This is a genomic window from Psychrobacter sp. CMS30, from assembly GCF_904846565.1.
Taxonomy (GTDB): Bacteria; Pseudomonadota; Gammaproteobacteria; order Pseudomonadales; family Moraxellaceae; genus Psychrobacter; species Psychrobacter maritimus.
In genome coordinates this window covers 41,014-57,848 of record NZ_CAJHBF010000006.1, presented here as the reverse complement: position 1 = coordinate 57,848, position 16,835 = coordinate 41,014, and the positions used below count along the sequence as shown (strand labels likewise).

Annotated in this window: 15 protein-coding genes; 10 read left to right on the top strand and 5 right to left on the bottom strand. The window is 44.6% G+C overall.

Features of this window, described 5'->3' with window-relative positions:
- Positions 1-222: 222 nt before the first annotated feature.
- From JMX94_RS04690 to JMX94_RS04680, 3 genes are all read left to right on the top strand, one after another.
- Entirely contained in the window at positions 223-939 is a 717-nt protein-coding gene (locus tag JMX94_RS04690; protein ID WP_021812806.1) for a response regulator, read from the top strand.
- 227 nt (positions 940-1,166) lie between these two features.
- Positions 1,167-2,852 carry an ATP-binding protein gene (locus JMX94_RS04685; RefSeq protein WP_201563673.1) on the top strand — a complete coding sequence of 562 codons (1,686 nt, stop codon included), beginning with the start codon at positions 1,167-1,169 and terminating at the stop codon, positions 2,850-2,852.
- Between the two features lie 178 nt (positions 2,853-3,030).
- Positions 3,031-3,210, top strand: a complete 180-nt coding sequence (locus tag JMX94_RS04680; RefSeq protein WP_183621012.1) for a hypothetical protein — start codon at positions 3,031-3,033, stop codon at positions 3,208-3,210.
- Positions 3,211-3,307: 97 nt separating this feature from the next.
- On the opposite strand, the gene JMX94_RS04675 is transcribed toward JMX94_RS04680, so the two are convergent.
- Positions 3,308-4,702, bottom strand: a complete 1,395-nt coding sequence (locus tag JMX94_RS04675; protein WP_374220398.1) for an ATP-binding protein — start codon at positions 4,700-4,702, stop codon at positions 3,308-3,310.
- Positions 4,703-5,081: 379 nt separating this feature from the next.
- Between JMX94_RS04675 and rpsP the strand changes: the two genes are divergently transcribed.
- The 4 genes from rpsP to rplS all read left to right on the top strand — a co-directional run bounded on the left by rpsP (position 5,082) and on the right by rplS (position 7,575).
- On the top strand, positions 5,082-5,351 hold the full coding sequence (gene rpsP, locus JMX94_RS04670) for a 30S ribosomal protein S16 (RefSeq protein ID WP_010197931.1): 270 nt from the start codon (positions 5,082-5,084) through the stop codon (positions 5,349-5,351).
- Positions 5,352-5,531: 180 nt separating this feature from the next.
- A complete protein-coding gene (gene rimM, locus JMX94_RS04665; RefSeq protein ID WP_201563669.1) occupies positions 5,532-6,065 on the top strand; it encodes a ribosome maturation factor RimM in 534 nt (177 codons plus the stop codon).
- 147 nt (positions 6,066-6,212) lie between these two features.
- On the top strand, positions 6,213-6,983 hold the full coding sequence (trmD, locus tag JMX94_RS04660) for a tRNA (guanosine(37)-N1)-methyltransferase TrmD (protein ID WP_201563667.1): 771 nt from the start codon (positions 6,213-6,215) through the stop codon (positions 6,981-6,983).
- A 199-nt stretch (positions 6,984-7,182) separates the two neighbouring features.
- Positions 7,183-7,575, top strand: coding sequence for a 50S ribosomal protein L19 (gene rplS, locus JMX94_RS04655; RefSeq protein WP_191690714.1), 393 nt, complete (start codon positions 7,183-7,185; stop codon positions 7,573-7,575).
- A gap of 230 nt (positions 7,576-7,805) precedes the next feature.
- On the opposite strand, the gene JMX94_RS04650 is transcribed toward rplS, so the two are convergent.
- Complete coding sequence (locus JMX94_RS04650; RefSeq protein ID WP_201563665.1) at positions 7,806-8,363, bottom strand: DUF4442 domain-containing protein; 558 nt, start codon at positions 8,361-8,363, stop codon at positions 7,806-7,808.
- Between the two features lie 444 nt (positions 8,364-8,807).
- Between JMX94_RS04650 and JMX94_RS04645 the strand changes: the two genes are divergently transcribed.
- Together JMX94_RS04645 and uvrC are read left to right on the top strand one after the other, a co-directional pair.
- Positions 8,808-10,328 carry a DUF3360 family protein gene (locus JMX94_RS04645; RefSeq protein ID WP_201563663.1) on the top strand — a complete coding sequence of 507 codons (1,521 nt, stop codon included), beginning with the start codon at positions 8,808-8,810 and terminating at the stop codon, positions 10,326-10,328.
- Between the two features lie 148 nt (positions 10,329-10,476).
- The gene (uvrC, locus tag JMX94_RS04640) at positions 10,477-12,321 is read left to right on the top strand and encodes an excinuclease ABC subunit UvrC (RefSeq protein ID WP_201563661.1); all 1,845 of its coding nucleotides are present in this window, start codon (positions 10,477-10,479) and stop codon (positions 12,319-12,321) included.
- 120 nt (positions 12,322-12,441) lie between these two features.
- Here uvrC and JMX94_RS04635 read toward each other — a convergent pair whose 3' ends face one another.
- The 3 genes from JMX94_RS04635 to lgt all read right to left on the bottom strand — a co-directional run bounded on the left by JMX94_RS04635 (position 12,442) and on the right by lgt (position 14,973).
- Positions 12,442-13,014 carry a dihydrofolate reductase gene (locus tag JMX94_RS04635; RefSeq protein WP_201563659.1) on the bottom strand — a complete coding sequence of 191 codons (573 nt, stop codon included), beginning with the start codon at positions 13,012-13,014 and terminating at the stop codon, positions 12,442-12,444.
- A 44-nt stretch (positions 13,015-13,058) separates the two neighbouring features.
- Positions 13,059-13,931: a thymidylate synthase gene (locus JMX94_RS04630; RefSeq protein ID WP_201563657.1), complete on the bottom strand. Its 873-nt coding sequence runs from the start codon at positions 13,929-13,931 to the stop codon at positions 13,059-13,061.
- Between the two features lie 157 nt (positions 13,932-14,088).
- The gene (lgt, locus tag JMX94_RS04625; RefSeq protein WP_201563655.1) at positions 14,089-14,973 is read right to left on the bottom strand and encodes a prolipoprotein diacylglyceryl transferase; all 885 of its coding nucleotides are present in this window, start codon (positions 14,971-14,973) and stop codon (positions 14,089-14,091) included.
- Between the two features lie 156 nt (positions 14,974-15,129).
- On the opposite strand from lgt, the gene JMX94_RS04620 reads away from it, so the two are divergent.
- On the top strand, positions 15,130-16,737 hold the full coding sequence (locus tag JMX94_RS04620; protein WP_201563653.1) for a DUF4139 domain-containing protein: 1,608 nt from the start codon (positions 15,130-15,132) through the stop codon (positions 16,735-16,737).
- The last annotated feature ends 98 nt before the right edge of the window (positions 16,738-16,835 follow it).

Genomic DNA, 16,835 nt, shown 5'->3' with positions numbered 1-16,835 from the left:
ACGCAAACTAAAGTTTTAATAGGTGTAGTTTATAGGTTTTGTTAACAACTATAAGCTATAGTATAGGAAGCTGTGTGTTTAATAGTATACTGTGCTACCAAGTTTGTAACCGCTATAACGGCATCGATTGCAACAGGTTACGGATCGATTAAGTTACGGTGCTATTAATTTACCGCTCTTACTTTTACTGCTTTTAAATTAGATGTATTAGAGGATATAACAATGACAACGAATGAAGAAGACAACACCCCCCGAATCTTGATTGTTGAGGATGACGAGCGTCTGGCCATGTTGACCCAAGATTATTTGGTCAAAAACGGTTTAGAAGTGGCAATTGAAACTGATGGTAATCGCGCCATTCGTCGTATTGTCAACGAACAACCAGATTTGGTCGTGCTTGATGTCATGCTTCCTGGTAGTGATGGCTTAACCGTATGCCGTGAGGTACGTCCACACTATCAGAACCCAATTTTGATGCTGACCGCGCGCACAGAAGATATGGATCAGGTATTGGGTCTTGAAATGGGCGCTGACGACTATGTTGCCAAACCTGCGCAGCCACGTGTATTGCTCGCGCGTATTCGTGCGTTATTACGTCGCTCAGAAAACGCGCCATCAGAAGATGTGCCACAGCGTTTAGAGTTTGGTGAATTGGTCATCGATAACGGTGGTCGTTCAGTGAATCTAGGTGATGAGCTGGTTGATTTCACCAGTGCAGAATATGACCTATTATGGTTATTGGCTTCTAATGCCGGTCGTATCTTGTCACGTGAAGATATCTTTGAGCGCCTACGCGGTATCGAATATGACGGTCAAGATCGCTCAATTGACGTGCGTATCTCGCGTATCCGTCCAAAAATCGGTGACGATCCAGAAAATCCTAAACGTATCAAAACCGTCCGTAGTAAAGGGTATTTGTTCGTTAAAGAAGGCAATTAATACGTTATCTTTGATATAAGTATTTAGACTGCATCACCTTTTAATAAAAAACCAGCATCATGCTGGTTTTTTATGGTCTAAATTTTAATTTTTAAACTTAAATGCTGTGTTATGTGCTTTAATTGAGCGATAATTATCGATGCTAGATATCTAGTATCAGGTAAAAAATGCCATAATCATTTATTATCTATTAATAATTTTTCTAAATTAGGTTGGTCACGGCACGTATGTCATTAGTTTCTTCTCTTAAACATAGTATTTTTGTTCGTATCTATGCCGGACTATTGATAGTCTGCTTGTGTGTGGCATTGTTCGCCCAATTATTGATGGACACCATCAATAAAGAGCGCGTGCAGTCTTACCGTGAAAACATGGCGACGGGTGCCTTTCATATTGTCAGTGAAGGGATTGCGCATCAAGAGAGTGACTCTCAGCGCGAATATTGGTTGTCTGATGCGAGTAGCTTATTTGGCGCAGAATTTAGTATTTTGCCGATTAATGAGGTCGATTTTAATGCCAGTGAGCTGCGGCGCTTTGAGAAAGGCAATACTGTCGTTCGCTATGTCAGCCAGCCTGTTTATGCCGATGTCTATTATCGTTTGCCAGACAATCGAAATGTTTTAACGGCGCGCATATCGCAAGTGACTGAACAACAAGTACGTGCCATCGCTGTATTTTTGCTCGATGACTTATCGTACCATGCCACCTTGTCTGATAAGCGGGCGCGCTTGGCTGAGCTAGAGAAAAAGTTTGCTTTTCCCTTAGAATTTAAAGCGGTCACTACGCTCAATTTAGATCCTGATCAGATGGCACGTTTGCGCCGTGATGAGGTGGTCATTTTATTACAAGATACCAATACCAGTAAAAGTAACTCCTCAATCAAAGTCGTTGTACCGTCTGAAATCAATGATATGGCGATTTTAATTGGTCCGGTGCCTTTATTTAATTGGTTCCCGCTCAATCTGATTGTTAGTATGATTTTGATTAGTATGTTTTTAATCAGCTTGGGCGTATATGCGCTTATTTTCCCGCTCGAGCGCAAATTGCAATTGATTCAAGTTGGTGTCAACGAAGTCAGTAAAGGCAATCTTGATATTAAAGTACAGGTTATCGGTCAAGATGAAATTGCGCGCTTATCCGCGACCTTTAATGCGATGACGGCGCATATTAAGCGCTTAATTGAATCGCAGCGTGAGCTGACGCGTGCGGTATCGCATGAACTGCGTACACCCGTTGCCCGTATTCGTTTTGCCGTCGATATGCTGGCAGATACCGATGATGAAGATTCACGCTTTATGCAGCGTGATTTTATTGATGAGGATATCGAAGCGCTTAACGGCTTGATTGATGAGATTTTAACTTACGCCAAGCTTGAAGAGGGCTCACCGAAACTAGATTTAGAGCCGGTCAATTTGCGAGAGTTGCTCGAGCAAATTGAGCGTGAAACCAATGCTTTAGGTAAGCCTATCAAAATAGTGACCAACCTGCCCAATGCTAAAGTAACGGCGGTTGCCGATAGACGTTATCTACATCGGGTAATTCAGAATCTAGCCGGTAACGCGCTACGTTATGCAGAGACGACCATTATCATTAGTGCTGGGGTCAAAAAAGGCAATGCTTTTGTCAGTGTGGAAGATGACGGTCACGGTATTCCAGAAGAAGACCGTGAAAAAGTCTTTATTCCGTTTTCACGCCTGGACGATAGCCGTACACGAGCGTCTGGTGGCTATGGTTTAGGTCTGTCTATTGTGTCGCGTATCGCCTTTTGGTTTAATGGCAATATGAAAGTCGGCGAGAGCCGTGAGCTTGGCGGCGCCCGCTTTGTCATGACTTGGCCTATCAAACCATTGACCCAAGTGCTTGCCGCCGATGAGCTTACCCAAGAAAAAAGCAACCGCGATTTCGATGCTTAATTAAGTCTATTTGAAGGGCAATAATTACTAGGCATTAAAAGTGCTTAAACTTGTTTTGGTAGTGTGACTGGTAGAAGCTGATACATCATTGGCTAAAACAGCCGTGATTAATGATTGATTAACAACTGATGGTTTATGACAGCTTTTAAAGCAGATTAAAAATAGAGGAGGGCAAAGGATGCCGTATTTATTTGGTGGTTTAGTGGTATTGAACGCAGCAGCACTCGGTTATTATTTATTCCTGCAACAGCCAACCAGCACTGAGACGCTAAAGGCTGCGCAGAATGAAATAACCCAGCCTTTAGCCTTTACCAATAGTGCGGAGTATATTCCGCCTATCATTGGTACTAGAGAGTAGTACGGCTCGTTTGGCTAACAACTAATAATTCACAATGAATAGCTATTAACCAAATATTGGCTGTGATGTCATTATTGTTTATCTACAGATCATTTATCTACAGATTATTTATATTATCATCAGGGACAGATGATTTGTCGTTTTCAACATCTAATGGCGGCTCACCTGCCACTTTAGAGATGAGTGGGATACGCACACAAACTTGTAGCCCGCCGTCTGGATGATTAATCGCCTCAACCGTTCCATGATGCAAGCGCGCAATACGGTCGACAATCGCCAGACCAAGCCCGCTACCTTGCGTGGTACGCGCTGATTCCCCGCGCTCAAACGGTTGCATGACACGCTCTAACTGGTCTTCTGCGACCCCATCGCCACAGTCGCGCACACATATCACCAATTGCTCTTTTGCTTCTTTATTGACCTCGTTTTCAGTCACCACATCGCTGTCCTCTATCTCAGCCGTCTCTATAAAGGTCGGTACGACGGTCGCTGATAAATAAATCGGTGCTTTGCCGTAACGCTTGGCATTATTGACCAGATTGATAACCAAGCGTTTAATTGACATCGGCCGTATAGGAACCACTTTGTGACATTCAGACTGGTAAATGAATTCCAGCGGCGCAAATTGCACCATAATCTCATTAAAGATGGTATCTAAATTGGTCAAACGTACCGGCTCATCGGAACCGTCTTTCATAAAGGAGATAAACTGCTCTAAAATCGCATCCATATCCTCAATATCGTAAATCAAACCTTCACGGAAAAAATCATCAGGCAGCATCTCAGCGGTCAAGCGCATACGCGTTAGCGGTGTGCGCAAATCGTGCGAGATACCGGCCAGCATAATCGTCCGCTCTTTTTGCGCTTGATTTAGAGTGGTAAATAAACGGTTAAATGCCATATTAACTTGGCGTATTTCAGTCGGTCCGTTATGGGTCGGTAACGTAGTGGCATGACCCAAGCGAATATAGTTGGTTGCTGCGCGCTGTAAATACCGTAGCGGACGATTTAATTGCCGTGCCAATAAAATAATGGTCAACAAGGTCAAAATAGGTAGGCCTACTAAGAATAACCATAGTAGCGCAGGGCTATATTGTGAGTAATATACCACTGGTTCGCGAATCCAAAAGCTGGTATCACGGCTGTCTTGTACCCACAGCTGCGGCGTTGGTTTAAACTTAAAATATACCTCAACTGGACGCCCCAACTGCGCGCCAATTTCGCGTTGCAGCACATCGGTGAACACGCCAACAAAGGCTTTATCTTCTATCGTTGGAAAGTCGCTAGGATTATTGACCACCACCACGTGCGAGTGCTGATAAATCCATTGCCGCACGGCAGGGTTATGTTTCCAGTCTTGGTTAACGCTGTTCATTAAGCGTAATTCGCTGGTCAGATAACGAGCATGGTTTTTAAGCTCGGGTAAATAGAGACTACGCCAAAAAAACGAAATCGATACCCCAACACTGATAATGACAATAAACGCCACCATTAAGGTGGTCAGCCAAGTGTTAGAGTAGGAGCGGGCAAGCCGACCTTTGCGCCGTGGTTGCGTGCGCCGTGGTTGCGATTTTGGTGTGGTCATAAGAGTCCAAGTTGTGCGGTTTGATAGTAGGGTTTGGTCTTAGCGTTCGCTTGTAGGATAGCATAATCAAATAATGCGGTTGTTGGCTTTACCGATAGAATTAGTAGCCAATTTAATAGGGTCAAGCCCAATAAATAGACCACGAATTATGAATTATGTTTTACATGCATTGCTATTTAAGCTATTGTTAATAAATAATTAAATAAGCACAGTTTATGTTTTCAATAAAACAAGACTGTGATATAATTATGCCCTTTTTGGTATACCTGCGAAAGAGAGAATTCACATGGTTGTTATTCGTTTAGCACGGGGCGGTGCCAAGAAACGCCCATTTTATCAAGTAGTTGTTGCTGATCAACGCCGCGCGCGTGACGGTCGCTACATTGAAAACATCGGCTTTTTTAACCCACTCGCTAAAGAGTCTGAAGAAGCAGTACGCCTAAACATGGAAGCGTACAATGCGTGGATCGCTAAAGGTGCACAACCTTCAGATCGCGTTGCTTCATTAGCAAAAGCTTATAACAAGTCTGTAGCTCAAACTGAAGCAACTGCTTAAGTTTTGGCTACTAAGTACTGATAGCGTGATGTTTGCGTTTATTAGTCGACTTTAGAAAACATAGCGTAACTGGTCTGACCAGGGTGCGCCATTAACTGTTTATTACTTTTGATTGCGTTTATCGCTTTTGATTGAACTGTATTCAGCATTGCTGTTTTAATCATCGTTAGGTTAGCCGTTATGTCATCTGTTCCAAACGCTAGTGCACTTATGAAAATCGGTCAGCTAAAAAAGCCTTATGGCATTAAAGGCTGGCTGTGGGTATTTAGCGATACGGATGATCGTACGGCAATATTTGACATGCAGCCTTGGTGGATGAAAACTGCTACTGGCATGAAGCCTTTGACCGTAAAGGCTTGGCGTGAGCAAGGGACAGGTATTGTCGCTCAATTTGAGCAAATCCCTGACCGTAACCTTGCTGAGACCATGAATGGGGTAACCCTTTGGGTCGAACAAAACGTTTTGCCAGAAACAGCGGAAGACGAATATTATTGGTCGGATTTGGTCAGCTTGCGCGTGATAAACGAGCAAGATGAGTATCTAGGCAATATCACTGAAATGTTTGAAACCGGTGCCCATGACATCATGCGCGTAACGGCAAATTCAGACAGTTTAGATAAAGAAGAGCGTCTGATACCTTGGCATAAGCAAACAGTGATTGAAGTCAATATGACCGAGAAAACGGTGCTTGTGGCATGGCCAAGTGATTATTAATAATAAGTGATTATTAATCAGTAATGGTTAATAAGGTCTTATTAAAACAAGCTTTGGTGAGATAAGTTTCGGCTTTATCATTAAAGATTGTTGATAGTCACACCGATTTATTTAGCCACTGTTATCCATTGTGCAAGTAGACATCAGATGTATTTTGCCGTGATTAGTATTTTCCCTGAAATGTTTGCCACGATTCGTGAGTTTGGAATCACGGGTCGGGCAGTCATTCAGGAGCAAGTCACGATTGAATGCATCAACCCGCGTGATTATACCACTGATAATTATCGCCGTATTGATGAGCGCCCGTATGGCGGCGGTCCTGGCATGGTGATGATGGCTGAGCCATTATCCCAAGCCATTGAGGATGCCCGCCTACGAGCCAGTCAACATGGCTGCCGTGTCGATAGTGAGCATTGTCCGGTGATATATATGTCACCACAAGGCAAAACGCTCAGCGAGAGTAGTGTGGTCAGTATGACTGAGTATGACGGCATGATTTTATTATGCGGTCGTTACGAAGGTATTGATGAGCGCTTACTGTCGCAGTATGTCGACATGGAGATATCGCTCGGTGATTATGTCTTAACGGGTGGTGAGCTACCAGCCATGGTGTTGATGGATAGTGTGATACGTCGTCTGCCTGATATCATGGGTGATGATAAGTCAGCTGAGCAAGACTCGTTCGTCGATGGCTTGCTTGATTGTCCACATTATACTAAGCCGCATGAGTTTGCTGGTATGGCGGTTCCTGAAGTATTGCTTTCAGGACATCATGCCAATATCGCTAAGTGGCGCTTTAGCCAACAGGTCAGTCGCACGCAAGCGCGGCGTCCCGATTTGTGGCAAGCGTTTACCCCAACGGTAGAGCAAGCAAAGTGGCTCAAAGCATTGGCTAAAGCAGATAAAAAGCCACGTTAATAGCGGTTAAAAACATAAACAGTTAAGCAATAAAATTTTGAGCAGTAATAAAACGAGTCATAGCATAATGGCCGTTTGTCATAACCCATTTACGTTGTAGCTATTATTAATCCAAGATATTAATAACAGCTATGATTAATTATTACAAACAGGTGATATGCGTCAAGCCTCTATTATCTAATGTGAGGAGATAACTCTCATGAGCAACAAGCATCCATTGGTTCAGGTCATCGAAAATGCTCAATTGATTGAGCGCCCAAGCTTTGCACCCGGCGATACCGTTGTGGTTCAAGTAAAAGTACGTGAAGGTGAGCGTGAGCGTTTACAGGCTTTTGAAGGCGTTGTAATTGCTAAGCGTAATCGCGGTCTAAACTCAGCATTTACCGTTCGTAAAATTTCAAGCGGTGTTGGTGTTGAGCGTGCATTCCAATTGCATTCACCAATCATTGATAGCATTGAAGTGAAACGCCGTGGCGCAGTTCGCCGTGCGAAACTATACTACTTACGTGAGCGCTCTGGTAAATCAGCACGTATCCGCGAAAAGTTGGTTGCTCGTGCTCCTAAAGCGGCTCAGAAAAAAACTGACGCTTAGACTGTACCGAGTATCTGATTTTAAGCATCGCGCTTAAAATTACTTATATGATTCAGCCGTCTATTGTACGGCTGCATTGTGAAGTAAAAGTAGATACAAGCCCTTATTCATAGGTTTATTTATAAATAAGCGGGCCATACCAAAAAAGACAAAACCCCAATCTGTGCGCATGCCAGATTGGGGTTTTTGTATGTGGGGCTTTATTTTAATTGAACGCCTTAAACTTAACGTTAGCTCTCGAGGTTGTCTATACGGTTGGTTTGGTCTTTAGATTTGCTGTACTTACGCAGTCGAATATAAAGGGTCTTAGTCACAGTCGCGATGACTTTTTGTTGTTCATCGACGATATCGACTTTATATTCACGAAATACCGGCTCACCTTCTTTCGCCAATTCTTGAATAGTAATAATCTCGGCGCTAGGGATTTTCATGCGCGCGGTGACTTTGCTATTACCTGGGGCGATAAATTCAATGTTCGAGCTTTTATCCCAAACCACGTAGCTGCTACCGAGTTGGTGCATCAGCATCAGCATATAAAATGGATCAACCATCGAATATAGACTGCCACCAAACTGGGTGCCAACGATATTCTTATTTAAGCTATTTAGCCCCATGTTGACCACGCATAAACCTTGGTCTAGGTTGATATGCTCAATCTTGATACCGGCACCGATGTAGGGCGCATAAGTGTTGATACGCAATTTAAGCAAATAAGGGGTGAGTAATGGCATGATGTTTTTTTTGGCATTACGTTTCAGCGTTTCAAGATTTTTAGGCAGTAAACTCATCAATATTTCCTATTGGCTTTTCCGGTTTTGCTAATCTTATCGTATGGATTTTTTTATCGTATGGAGTATTTTTATTGTATGCAGTCAACCTTGACGGCCGTGCTTGTTGCTTTTCAATGCGAGCTACTAAGCAATGAGCGATAAAAAGATATTTATCATAGTGAAAAACACCTAAGCTCACCAGCTTTAAAGCGTAACAAGCGCAAAATGACCATGATACCGCTTATCGTTTCCTTGGATTCATTACATTTTTATAAGTGTTACCTGCTAAGCCATAATAAATACTTTCCATAACGATACGTATGGTATCTTTTCATCTATAAAACCTCGCATTATCCTTGCCGATGCCTTACAATAGCCGCAATTTTGTTTTGGGCAGCATCATATTTACCCGCTCTTAGGGTAGTAGCGCCGCTCAAACCTCAGTCGACATAAGGAAATGTGATGAGTGGTACACAGCTTCCCGCCTCAGGGTCCAACCCGCAGCAACCAACCCCTTCTGATAGTGATTTGCAAGACAGCTATGTAGACTTACATAAGCCCAATTCTAGTTTTAAAAATCGTAACGCCTATCTCAACCATGAATTGCAAATTATGCAGCCGAAACGCTGGCGGCCCAATCTGCCATTCCGTGATTATCGTTTTGAATATGAAGATACGATTCCGGCGATGGCCGCGACCATTGGTAAAGTCGTGATGGTGGGCGCCATTGCGGCAACCTTTGCAGGTCCTCTCGGTTTGAGCGATGCTTTTGTCCTAGAAAACGTCCGTTATGAGCTGCTCATCGTGGCGTTTTTTGTCATTTTATTCTCAGGCTTTTTGCTACCGACCGCCAACCTTGCTGGTACGCATGGTCCACTGATTCCGCTGATTCCTATCGTTGTTGCTGCGGGTGGACACCCGATGGCCTTTGGTTTGCTTATCGGTGCTTTTGGCTTGTTACTGGCCATCAGTAAAGGGGGCAGTCTGCTGGCAAACTTGACCAGTAAAGGCGTGTGCGGTGGCTTGCTCCTGTATCTGGGCTTTATTGGTACCATCTCGCAAGTCAAAAACCTATTTGCGTGGGCAGAAGGTATCGGCATGGCGCATATTGCCTTTGTGGTCATTTTACTGACGATTATATTGTATGCGGTGTTAGAAAACTTCCAAAAGCGCTGGCTTGCAGTGCCGCTAAGCTGTCTGTTAGGTGGCGGGGTTGCCTTTGCGATGGGCGCGCCCTTTGTTTTTGAAACGGCACCGGGTTTACCGCACATGAACCCTATGTATTGGTGGGGTGAAGATACCGGTTGGATGCTCGGATTGCCAACCATTGAAAGCTTCGTTGTGGTGTTACCCTTTGCGGTGTTGGCCGTCGCCATGTGGTCGCCAGACTTTTTAGGTCATCAAGTCTTTCAAAAAATTAGCTATCCAAAACGTACTGAGCGTGTGCTTATGGATATCGATGATACCATGACCAGTGCTTCTATTCGTCAGGTCGCAGGCTCTTTACTAGGCGGTGCAAACTTTGCATCGTCATGGGGCACGTATATTGTACCGGCAGCCATTGCCAAACGTCCTATTCCAGCCGGTGCAATTTTAACGGCGCTGTTTTGTATTATTGCCGGTATTTGGGGTTATCCAATGGATTTGGCCATTTGGGAACCGGTGATGTGTGTGGCGCTGATTGTTGGTGTCTTTATCCCATTGCTTGAAGCTGGGATGGAGATGACACGCGAGGGTAAAACCACTCAGTCTGCTGCTATTGTTGTCTTTGCATCAGCCTTGGTCAATCCAGCTTTTGGTTGGTCAATTACCCTAGTACTGGATAATTTAGGCTTAATTGGCTCGAAAGAGCGTAGTGCCAATCTGACTAAAATGAGCCGCTGGATTATTCCTGTAGTCACGTTTGTGATATTAACAGGGGTTATGGCAATCGTCGGTATGTTGCCAGGTATCCCAGCATTATTACCAAATTTCCGTCACTAGTCGCACTGTAGGGTTATTTTTCTGCAAAAAGTCAGCCTTGGTGCTGGCTTTTTTTATGGTTGTTGCTAAGCTGATAAAGGTTCTTGTAAAACGCTCACTATCGCCCCATAAATAGCTATATATCAGTATCTTGAGAGCAGTAAATTCTATGGTTAATGTCTCAGCATCGAGTCCCGTCGACGATAAAAAAGCCCGTCTTAAGCATTTGATTCAGCGCCTGCCAAATTTGCCAGGGGTATATAAAATGCTCGGTAAAAATGGCGATATTCTTTATGTCGGCAAAGCCAAGTCGCTTAAAAGTCGCGTCAATAGCTACTTTGCTAAGACTATTGACCATCCAAAGACGCGAGCGTTAGTCGCGCGGATTCATAATATCGAAACCATTATTACCCGTAGTGAAACCGAAGCGCTGCTGCTCGAGCAAAATCTGATTAAAGAACATCGTCCGCCTTATAACGTGCTACTACGTGATGATAAATCTTACCTTTATGTGTTTATCTCAGCGGATAAACCTTATCCCAGATTGGCTTATGGGCGCGGTAAGGGCAATCACCAAAAAGGACGGTTTTTTGGTCCTTTCCCTTCTGCGCATGCGGCAAAAGAGACGCTGGTGCTCATGCAAAAAATGTTTCAGATGCGCCAATGTACCAATACCTTTTTTAAACAGCGTAAGCGCCCATGCCTTGAGTATCAAATTAAGCGTTGCCGTGCGCCCTGTGTTGGTTTGGTGTCACCAGAAGAGTATAGCGAGGACGTCAATAATACCATTCGTTTCCTAAAAGGTGATTCTAGCGATATCCATAGTACGCTGATTGAAAAAATGGAAGGCGCGGCTGAAGTGTTAGATTTTGAAAAGGCGGTCTTTTATCGTGATCAGCTGTCTATGCTGCGTGAAGTACAAGCAAAGCAAGCCGTTTATACCGTACAAGGCGAGGCCGACGTAATAGCTATTGCCAGTCAAGCAGGCATGACCTGTGTCAACGTATTGACGGTGCGTGGCGGGCGCGTGCTCGGTGGTAAGAACTATTTCCCTGATGTTGATAGCAGTGAGCCGCTTGCTGATAATTTATCAGCGTTTATTACTTCATTCTATTTTCAGGTGACCGATGACTTGCCAGCAGAGATTATACTCAGTCATGAGCTACCCGATCAGACGGCAGTTAGTGAAGCACTGGCAACGCATTTTGGCAGCAAGGTTGTTATTAAAACCAATGTCCGTGAGCACCGCGCTGAGTGGTTAGATTTGGCAAAACTTAATACCAACAATGCGCTAAAGACCAAGCTTGGCGATTATTTAGAATTGCATGCCCGCTTTGGCGCGCTTAAAGAGGTGCTAGCAGAGGTTACTGATCGAACCATCGACCGTATCGAGTGTTTTGATATCTCGCATACCATGGGCGAGGCGACCATCGGTAGCTGTGTGGTCTTTGACCAAGGTGGCTCGCGCCGCCGTGATTATCGCCAATATGCGATTCATGATATTGTCGGCGGTGATGACTATGCGGCGATGAAGCAAGTGCTAACGCGTCGTTATAAGAAGCAGCCATTGCCTGATTTATTGCTGATTGATGGTGGTAAAGGTCAGCTCAGTATGGCAAAAGAGGTGCTGGTAGAGTTGGGCATTTTAGGCGATACCTTACTTATCGGTGTGGCAAAGGGCGAGGGGCGTAAGGCTGGGCTTGAGGTATTGCATTTCCTTGACCATGAGCCGCTTGATTTGCCGATGGATAGTAAGGCGCTGCATTTATTGATGCATATTCGCGATGAAGCGCATCGTTTTGCCATTACTGCGCACCGTAAAAAGCGTGATAAGCGCCGTTCGTCATCAGTGCTAGAGGTTATACCGGGGCTGGGTGAAAAGCGTCGTCGTGACTTGCTTAATCACTTTGGTGGTATGCAGCAATTGCTTGGCGCGTCACAGCAAGAGCTGGCTGGCGTGCAGGGAATTGGTCCGATATTGGCGAAAACTGTTTATAAAGTGCTGCATGAATAGTTTAGGCGATATGGGCTAAATTTAAGTTTCTGCTAATAAAATCCAATAACAAAAAGAGGCTGTCTTAGAATTATCTAGGACAGCCTCTTTTTCTTAATCTTTTAAATACATGAACTGCTATTATTTAGTAACTTCTCTTTTATAAGTCACAAACTTAAAATCTAGCCCACTTTTCTCATCGTTCATTTGCTCAGATTCTGCTGCGACTACAAACTCATTTGGCAGCTCAGGATAAAAGGCATCGCCATCCGTAATGTCAGTATCGACATGCGTCAGCTCGACACGGTCGGTATACATCATCGCTTCTTTAAACACGCGCTCGCCGCCGATTACCCAAATGGTATCAAGGTGCGCACCATGAGCCAAACTTGCCGCTTGGGTGAGTGCATCGTCTAAATTATGCATCACATAAGCTTTTTCACTACCGACCAAGCCACTTTGCTCAGCATAATCTAATTGGCTGGTGATGATAAAGCTGATACGTTTTGGCAGTGGTCTGCTGCCCATTGACTCAAAAGTCTTACGACCCATGATGACGATACCTTGTATTGCGCCATCGCTTTGCTTGGTCGTCATGCTTTTAAAATGCAGCAAGTCAGCTGAGATATGCCAGGGCAGCTCATTTCCTTTGCCGATACAGCGATTGCTACTGATAGCCGCAATCTGGGCAACTTCGGTATTGGCATAACTCATAACCTATCCTTTTTATTGTTTTTTAACATTCAAGCGATAAAAACTTAGACGGCAACTTTGGCTTTAATGGCAGGATGCGACTCATAACCATCGACGCTGATATCATCATAGTTAAAGGCAAAAATATCGGTCACATCAGGATTCAGGGTCAAAGTTGGCAAGCTATAAAGCTCACGTGTCAGTTGCAGCTCAACTTGCTCGCGATGGTTTTGGTAAATATGACAATCGCCACCCGTCCAAACAAATTCACCAACTTCTAAACCACACACTTGCGCCACCATATGGGTAAGCAAGGCGTAGCTGGCGATATTAAATGGCACACCTAGGAATAAATCCGCTGAGCGTTGATAGAGCTGGCATGACAGTTTATTGTCCGCGACAAAAAACTGAAATAAAGTATGACAAGGCGGCAACGCAACTTGCTCCGCTTCAGCGGGGTTCCAACCAGAAACGATTAAGCGGCGCGAGTTGGGGTTGTTCTTTATTTGCTCAATAACTTGGGTGATTTGATCGACGCCATCGTTCTCATAGCTGCCATCTTCACGCTTGGTCGCGCCATAATTGCGCCATTGATGACCATAAATAGGGCCGAGGTCGCCCGCTGGACGGTTAAAGCGCGCGGTTTGTTCAGCAGTCGCCCATTCGTTCCAGATGCGCACGTTATTTTCTTGTAAATAATCGACGTGGGTGCTGCCACTTAAAAACCAAAATAGCTCATAAACAATAGATTTAAAGTGGACTTTTTTGGTGGTTAATAAGGGAAATCCATCGGCTAAGTCAAAACGTAGCTGCGCACCAAAGTGACTCAGCGTACCGGTGCCAGTACGATCGCCTTTTTCAGTGCCATGAGTAAGGACGTGTTGTAGCAAGTCTAAATAGGCTTGCTCATTTTTACTGTTATGGTAATGACTGCTCATAAAATTGCTCTTTTACGCTGTGAAAACGTCTCTTTAATTTATTTCTCAAGAATATGGTTCTTAAAAACAAAGTTCTTAAAAACATAGACTTTAAAATATAGTTCTTAAAATCATGCTTAATATAGCTTTTAATAGGGTAGTTGTTGCTAAATAGGGCTTAATAAGCTGACTGTTTACCCCAATCATAAATACCGCGTTTATAAGCGTAAATCAGCATGATTAAGCCTGCGATAATCATCGGTGCGCTTAAGAGCTGCCCTTTGGTCATCCAGCCTAATAAGATAAAGCCTTGGTCAGCGTCTGGCTGACGGAAGAACTCGATGATAAAGCGGCTGATACCGTAGCCCAATAAGAAGACCGCGGATGCTGCCATCCGTGGACGCGGCTTTGATGAATACCACCATAAAAAGATAAATAGTAGCAGACCCTCAGCAAAGGCTTCGTATAGCTGCGATGGATGACGCGGTAGTAAATACTGTCCATTTACCTCAAGCATCAATTCTTGTAGCTCAGGATTGCTCTGTAATTGCTCCATATCAAAGGCAGCGGCTTGCGGGAAATAAGTCAGCCAGTTGTAACCACCGTCTGAGACGCGCCCCCATAGCTCACCATTGATATAGTTACCGATGCGACCGAATAATAAGCCCGTCGGCACGCAAGGCACGATAAAATCGAACACTTGAAAGGCAGTCTTTTTATACTTACGAGCAAAGAACCACATGCCTAGCATGACGCCGATAAAACCACCGTGGAAAGACATACCGCCTTCCCAAACTCGTAACAGATACGCAGGGTTTTGCAAAAGCTCGCCGAATTGATAAAACAGCACATAGCCGATACGACCGCCTAAAATGACGCCAAGCGCCCCATAAAAGACCAAATCAGAGACCATATCGGTGGTCCAATTGTCGCGTTTGGTGCTGCGATACCACGCCAGACCATAAGCGGCAGCAAAGGCCAACAGATACATTAAGCCATACCAGTGCACTTCTACTGGTCCCAAAGATAGCGCTACGGGATCATACTGAGGGTGAATCATCATAAGAGCATCATATTATTGATAATGGAATGTAGCTCATAATAGCAAAATTCATCCGTTGCGAATACTGTGATAAGTGAATGGTTAATTGAATGGATAGCAAAGCGTTGCAAAAACCGATAAGATGAAAAAAAGCGCTTCAATTTCTAAGGAACCCTTATGCAGCCATATTTATCGAAACTATCCTTGCTAGGCGTAGTAGCATCAGGCCTAGCGCTGTGGGTTCCTATGAATGCACAAGCAGCGATGAGCAATATTGATAACATTACCATTTATCAAGGCTTAGCCAGCGTGACGCGTTCCTTGCCCATTAATGGTAGCGGCGAGCAGACGCTGGTTTTTTCTTGCTTATCGCCGACTATTGACCCAGAAAGTATCAGCGTTCAAGCACTAGGTAATGTCAATGTTGGCGAAGTCAGTATCGAAACCTTGAGCGCTGAGCAAGCGGCACAATGTCAATATGGCCAATATCAAGGCGACACTAAAATACAGAGCCAAAAAAACAATCTCACCGATATCAGCGCTGAATTAGAAGCGGCACGTTTAACCAAAGCCTATTTGCAAAACCTTACTAAAGTGACGCAAATCAATACGGCTGGTACTCTTGCGAATAATGCCCGCGATTTAGAAGCGCAAGCGGCAAGTATTAATAAAAGGATAGTCGAGCTACAGCAGCGAGAAGCGCAAGCGAAAGATGCGCTCAATCAGCTGCTGGCGGGCAGTACCACCTCGAAACAGAATAGTGTGACCCAAATCAGTGTACGCACTGCCAGTCGCACGCCAAGCACCGTTAAACTGCACTATCAAGTGCGCGGTGCCAGTTGGGAGCCGACTTATCAAGCGCGCTTAAATACCGACAGTAAGCAGCTGAATATTACCGCCTCCGCCATTATCGCCCAACAAACCGGCGAGAACTGGAACAATGTGCCGGTTATCCTAAGCACCGTTAATCCCAATCAAACGACGACCAGTCAGTTGCCAAGAGTTGAGCGCTTGTCGTTATATGAGGAAGAGCAGGCTAAGTTAAGCCGTTATGCACAACCAATGATGGAAGCGGCGCCAGTGGTCGTGTCTGCAAGAGACAATTACGGTGGAGCAGGGGCTGCAGAGATGCCACCGCTACCGAGCTTTAGCGTCAGCAGTCAAAATAAAAATGGCATCACCGAATATAGACTGCCGCAGCGGGTCAGTATTCCCAGTGACGGCAGGCGCGTACGCACGGTCATTGATGAGCAATCTGGCACCAGTAAGCTTTGGCTACGTAGCACGCCAAGTGCCGAGACCGCCGCTTATTGGTATGCATCCGCGCCGTTTTTGACACCTGCTTGGGCGGACGGCTCATTGCAGTTATACCGCGATGATAACTATGTTGGACAGTCGCGCTATAATTATCAAAACCTAAAAGAGCAGGGTATCGGTTTTGGTATTGACCCAAGTTTACTGGTGAAGCAGCTGACCGATGAAAATAAGCAAGGCGATAAGGGTGTATTTAACCGTCAGCAAACCAAAACCATCACCCAAGCTTATCAGTTTACCAATCAGCACAATCGTAGCGTGCGCTTGCAAGTGTTAAGCGCTGAGCCGGTTAGTAGTGATGACAGCATTAAAGTCACTGCGGCGCACACGCCAGCTATTAGCCAAAAAGACTGGAATGATAATAAAGGCATGGTCGCTTGGGAGTTTGATTTGCCAAGTAAACAAGCGCAAGTCGTGCAATCGACGTATCAAATCAGCTACCCTGCCGATAAAAAATTAAGCACCAATTAATGTTAAACCAGAACCATATAATTGACTCAATTTAAAAAGAATACAGTGCTGCTGGGATAAATTTTGTGAAGCCTCTGGAGTGCGAAGCGCACAGCAAG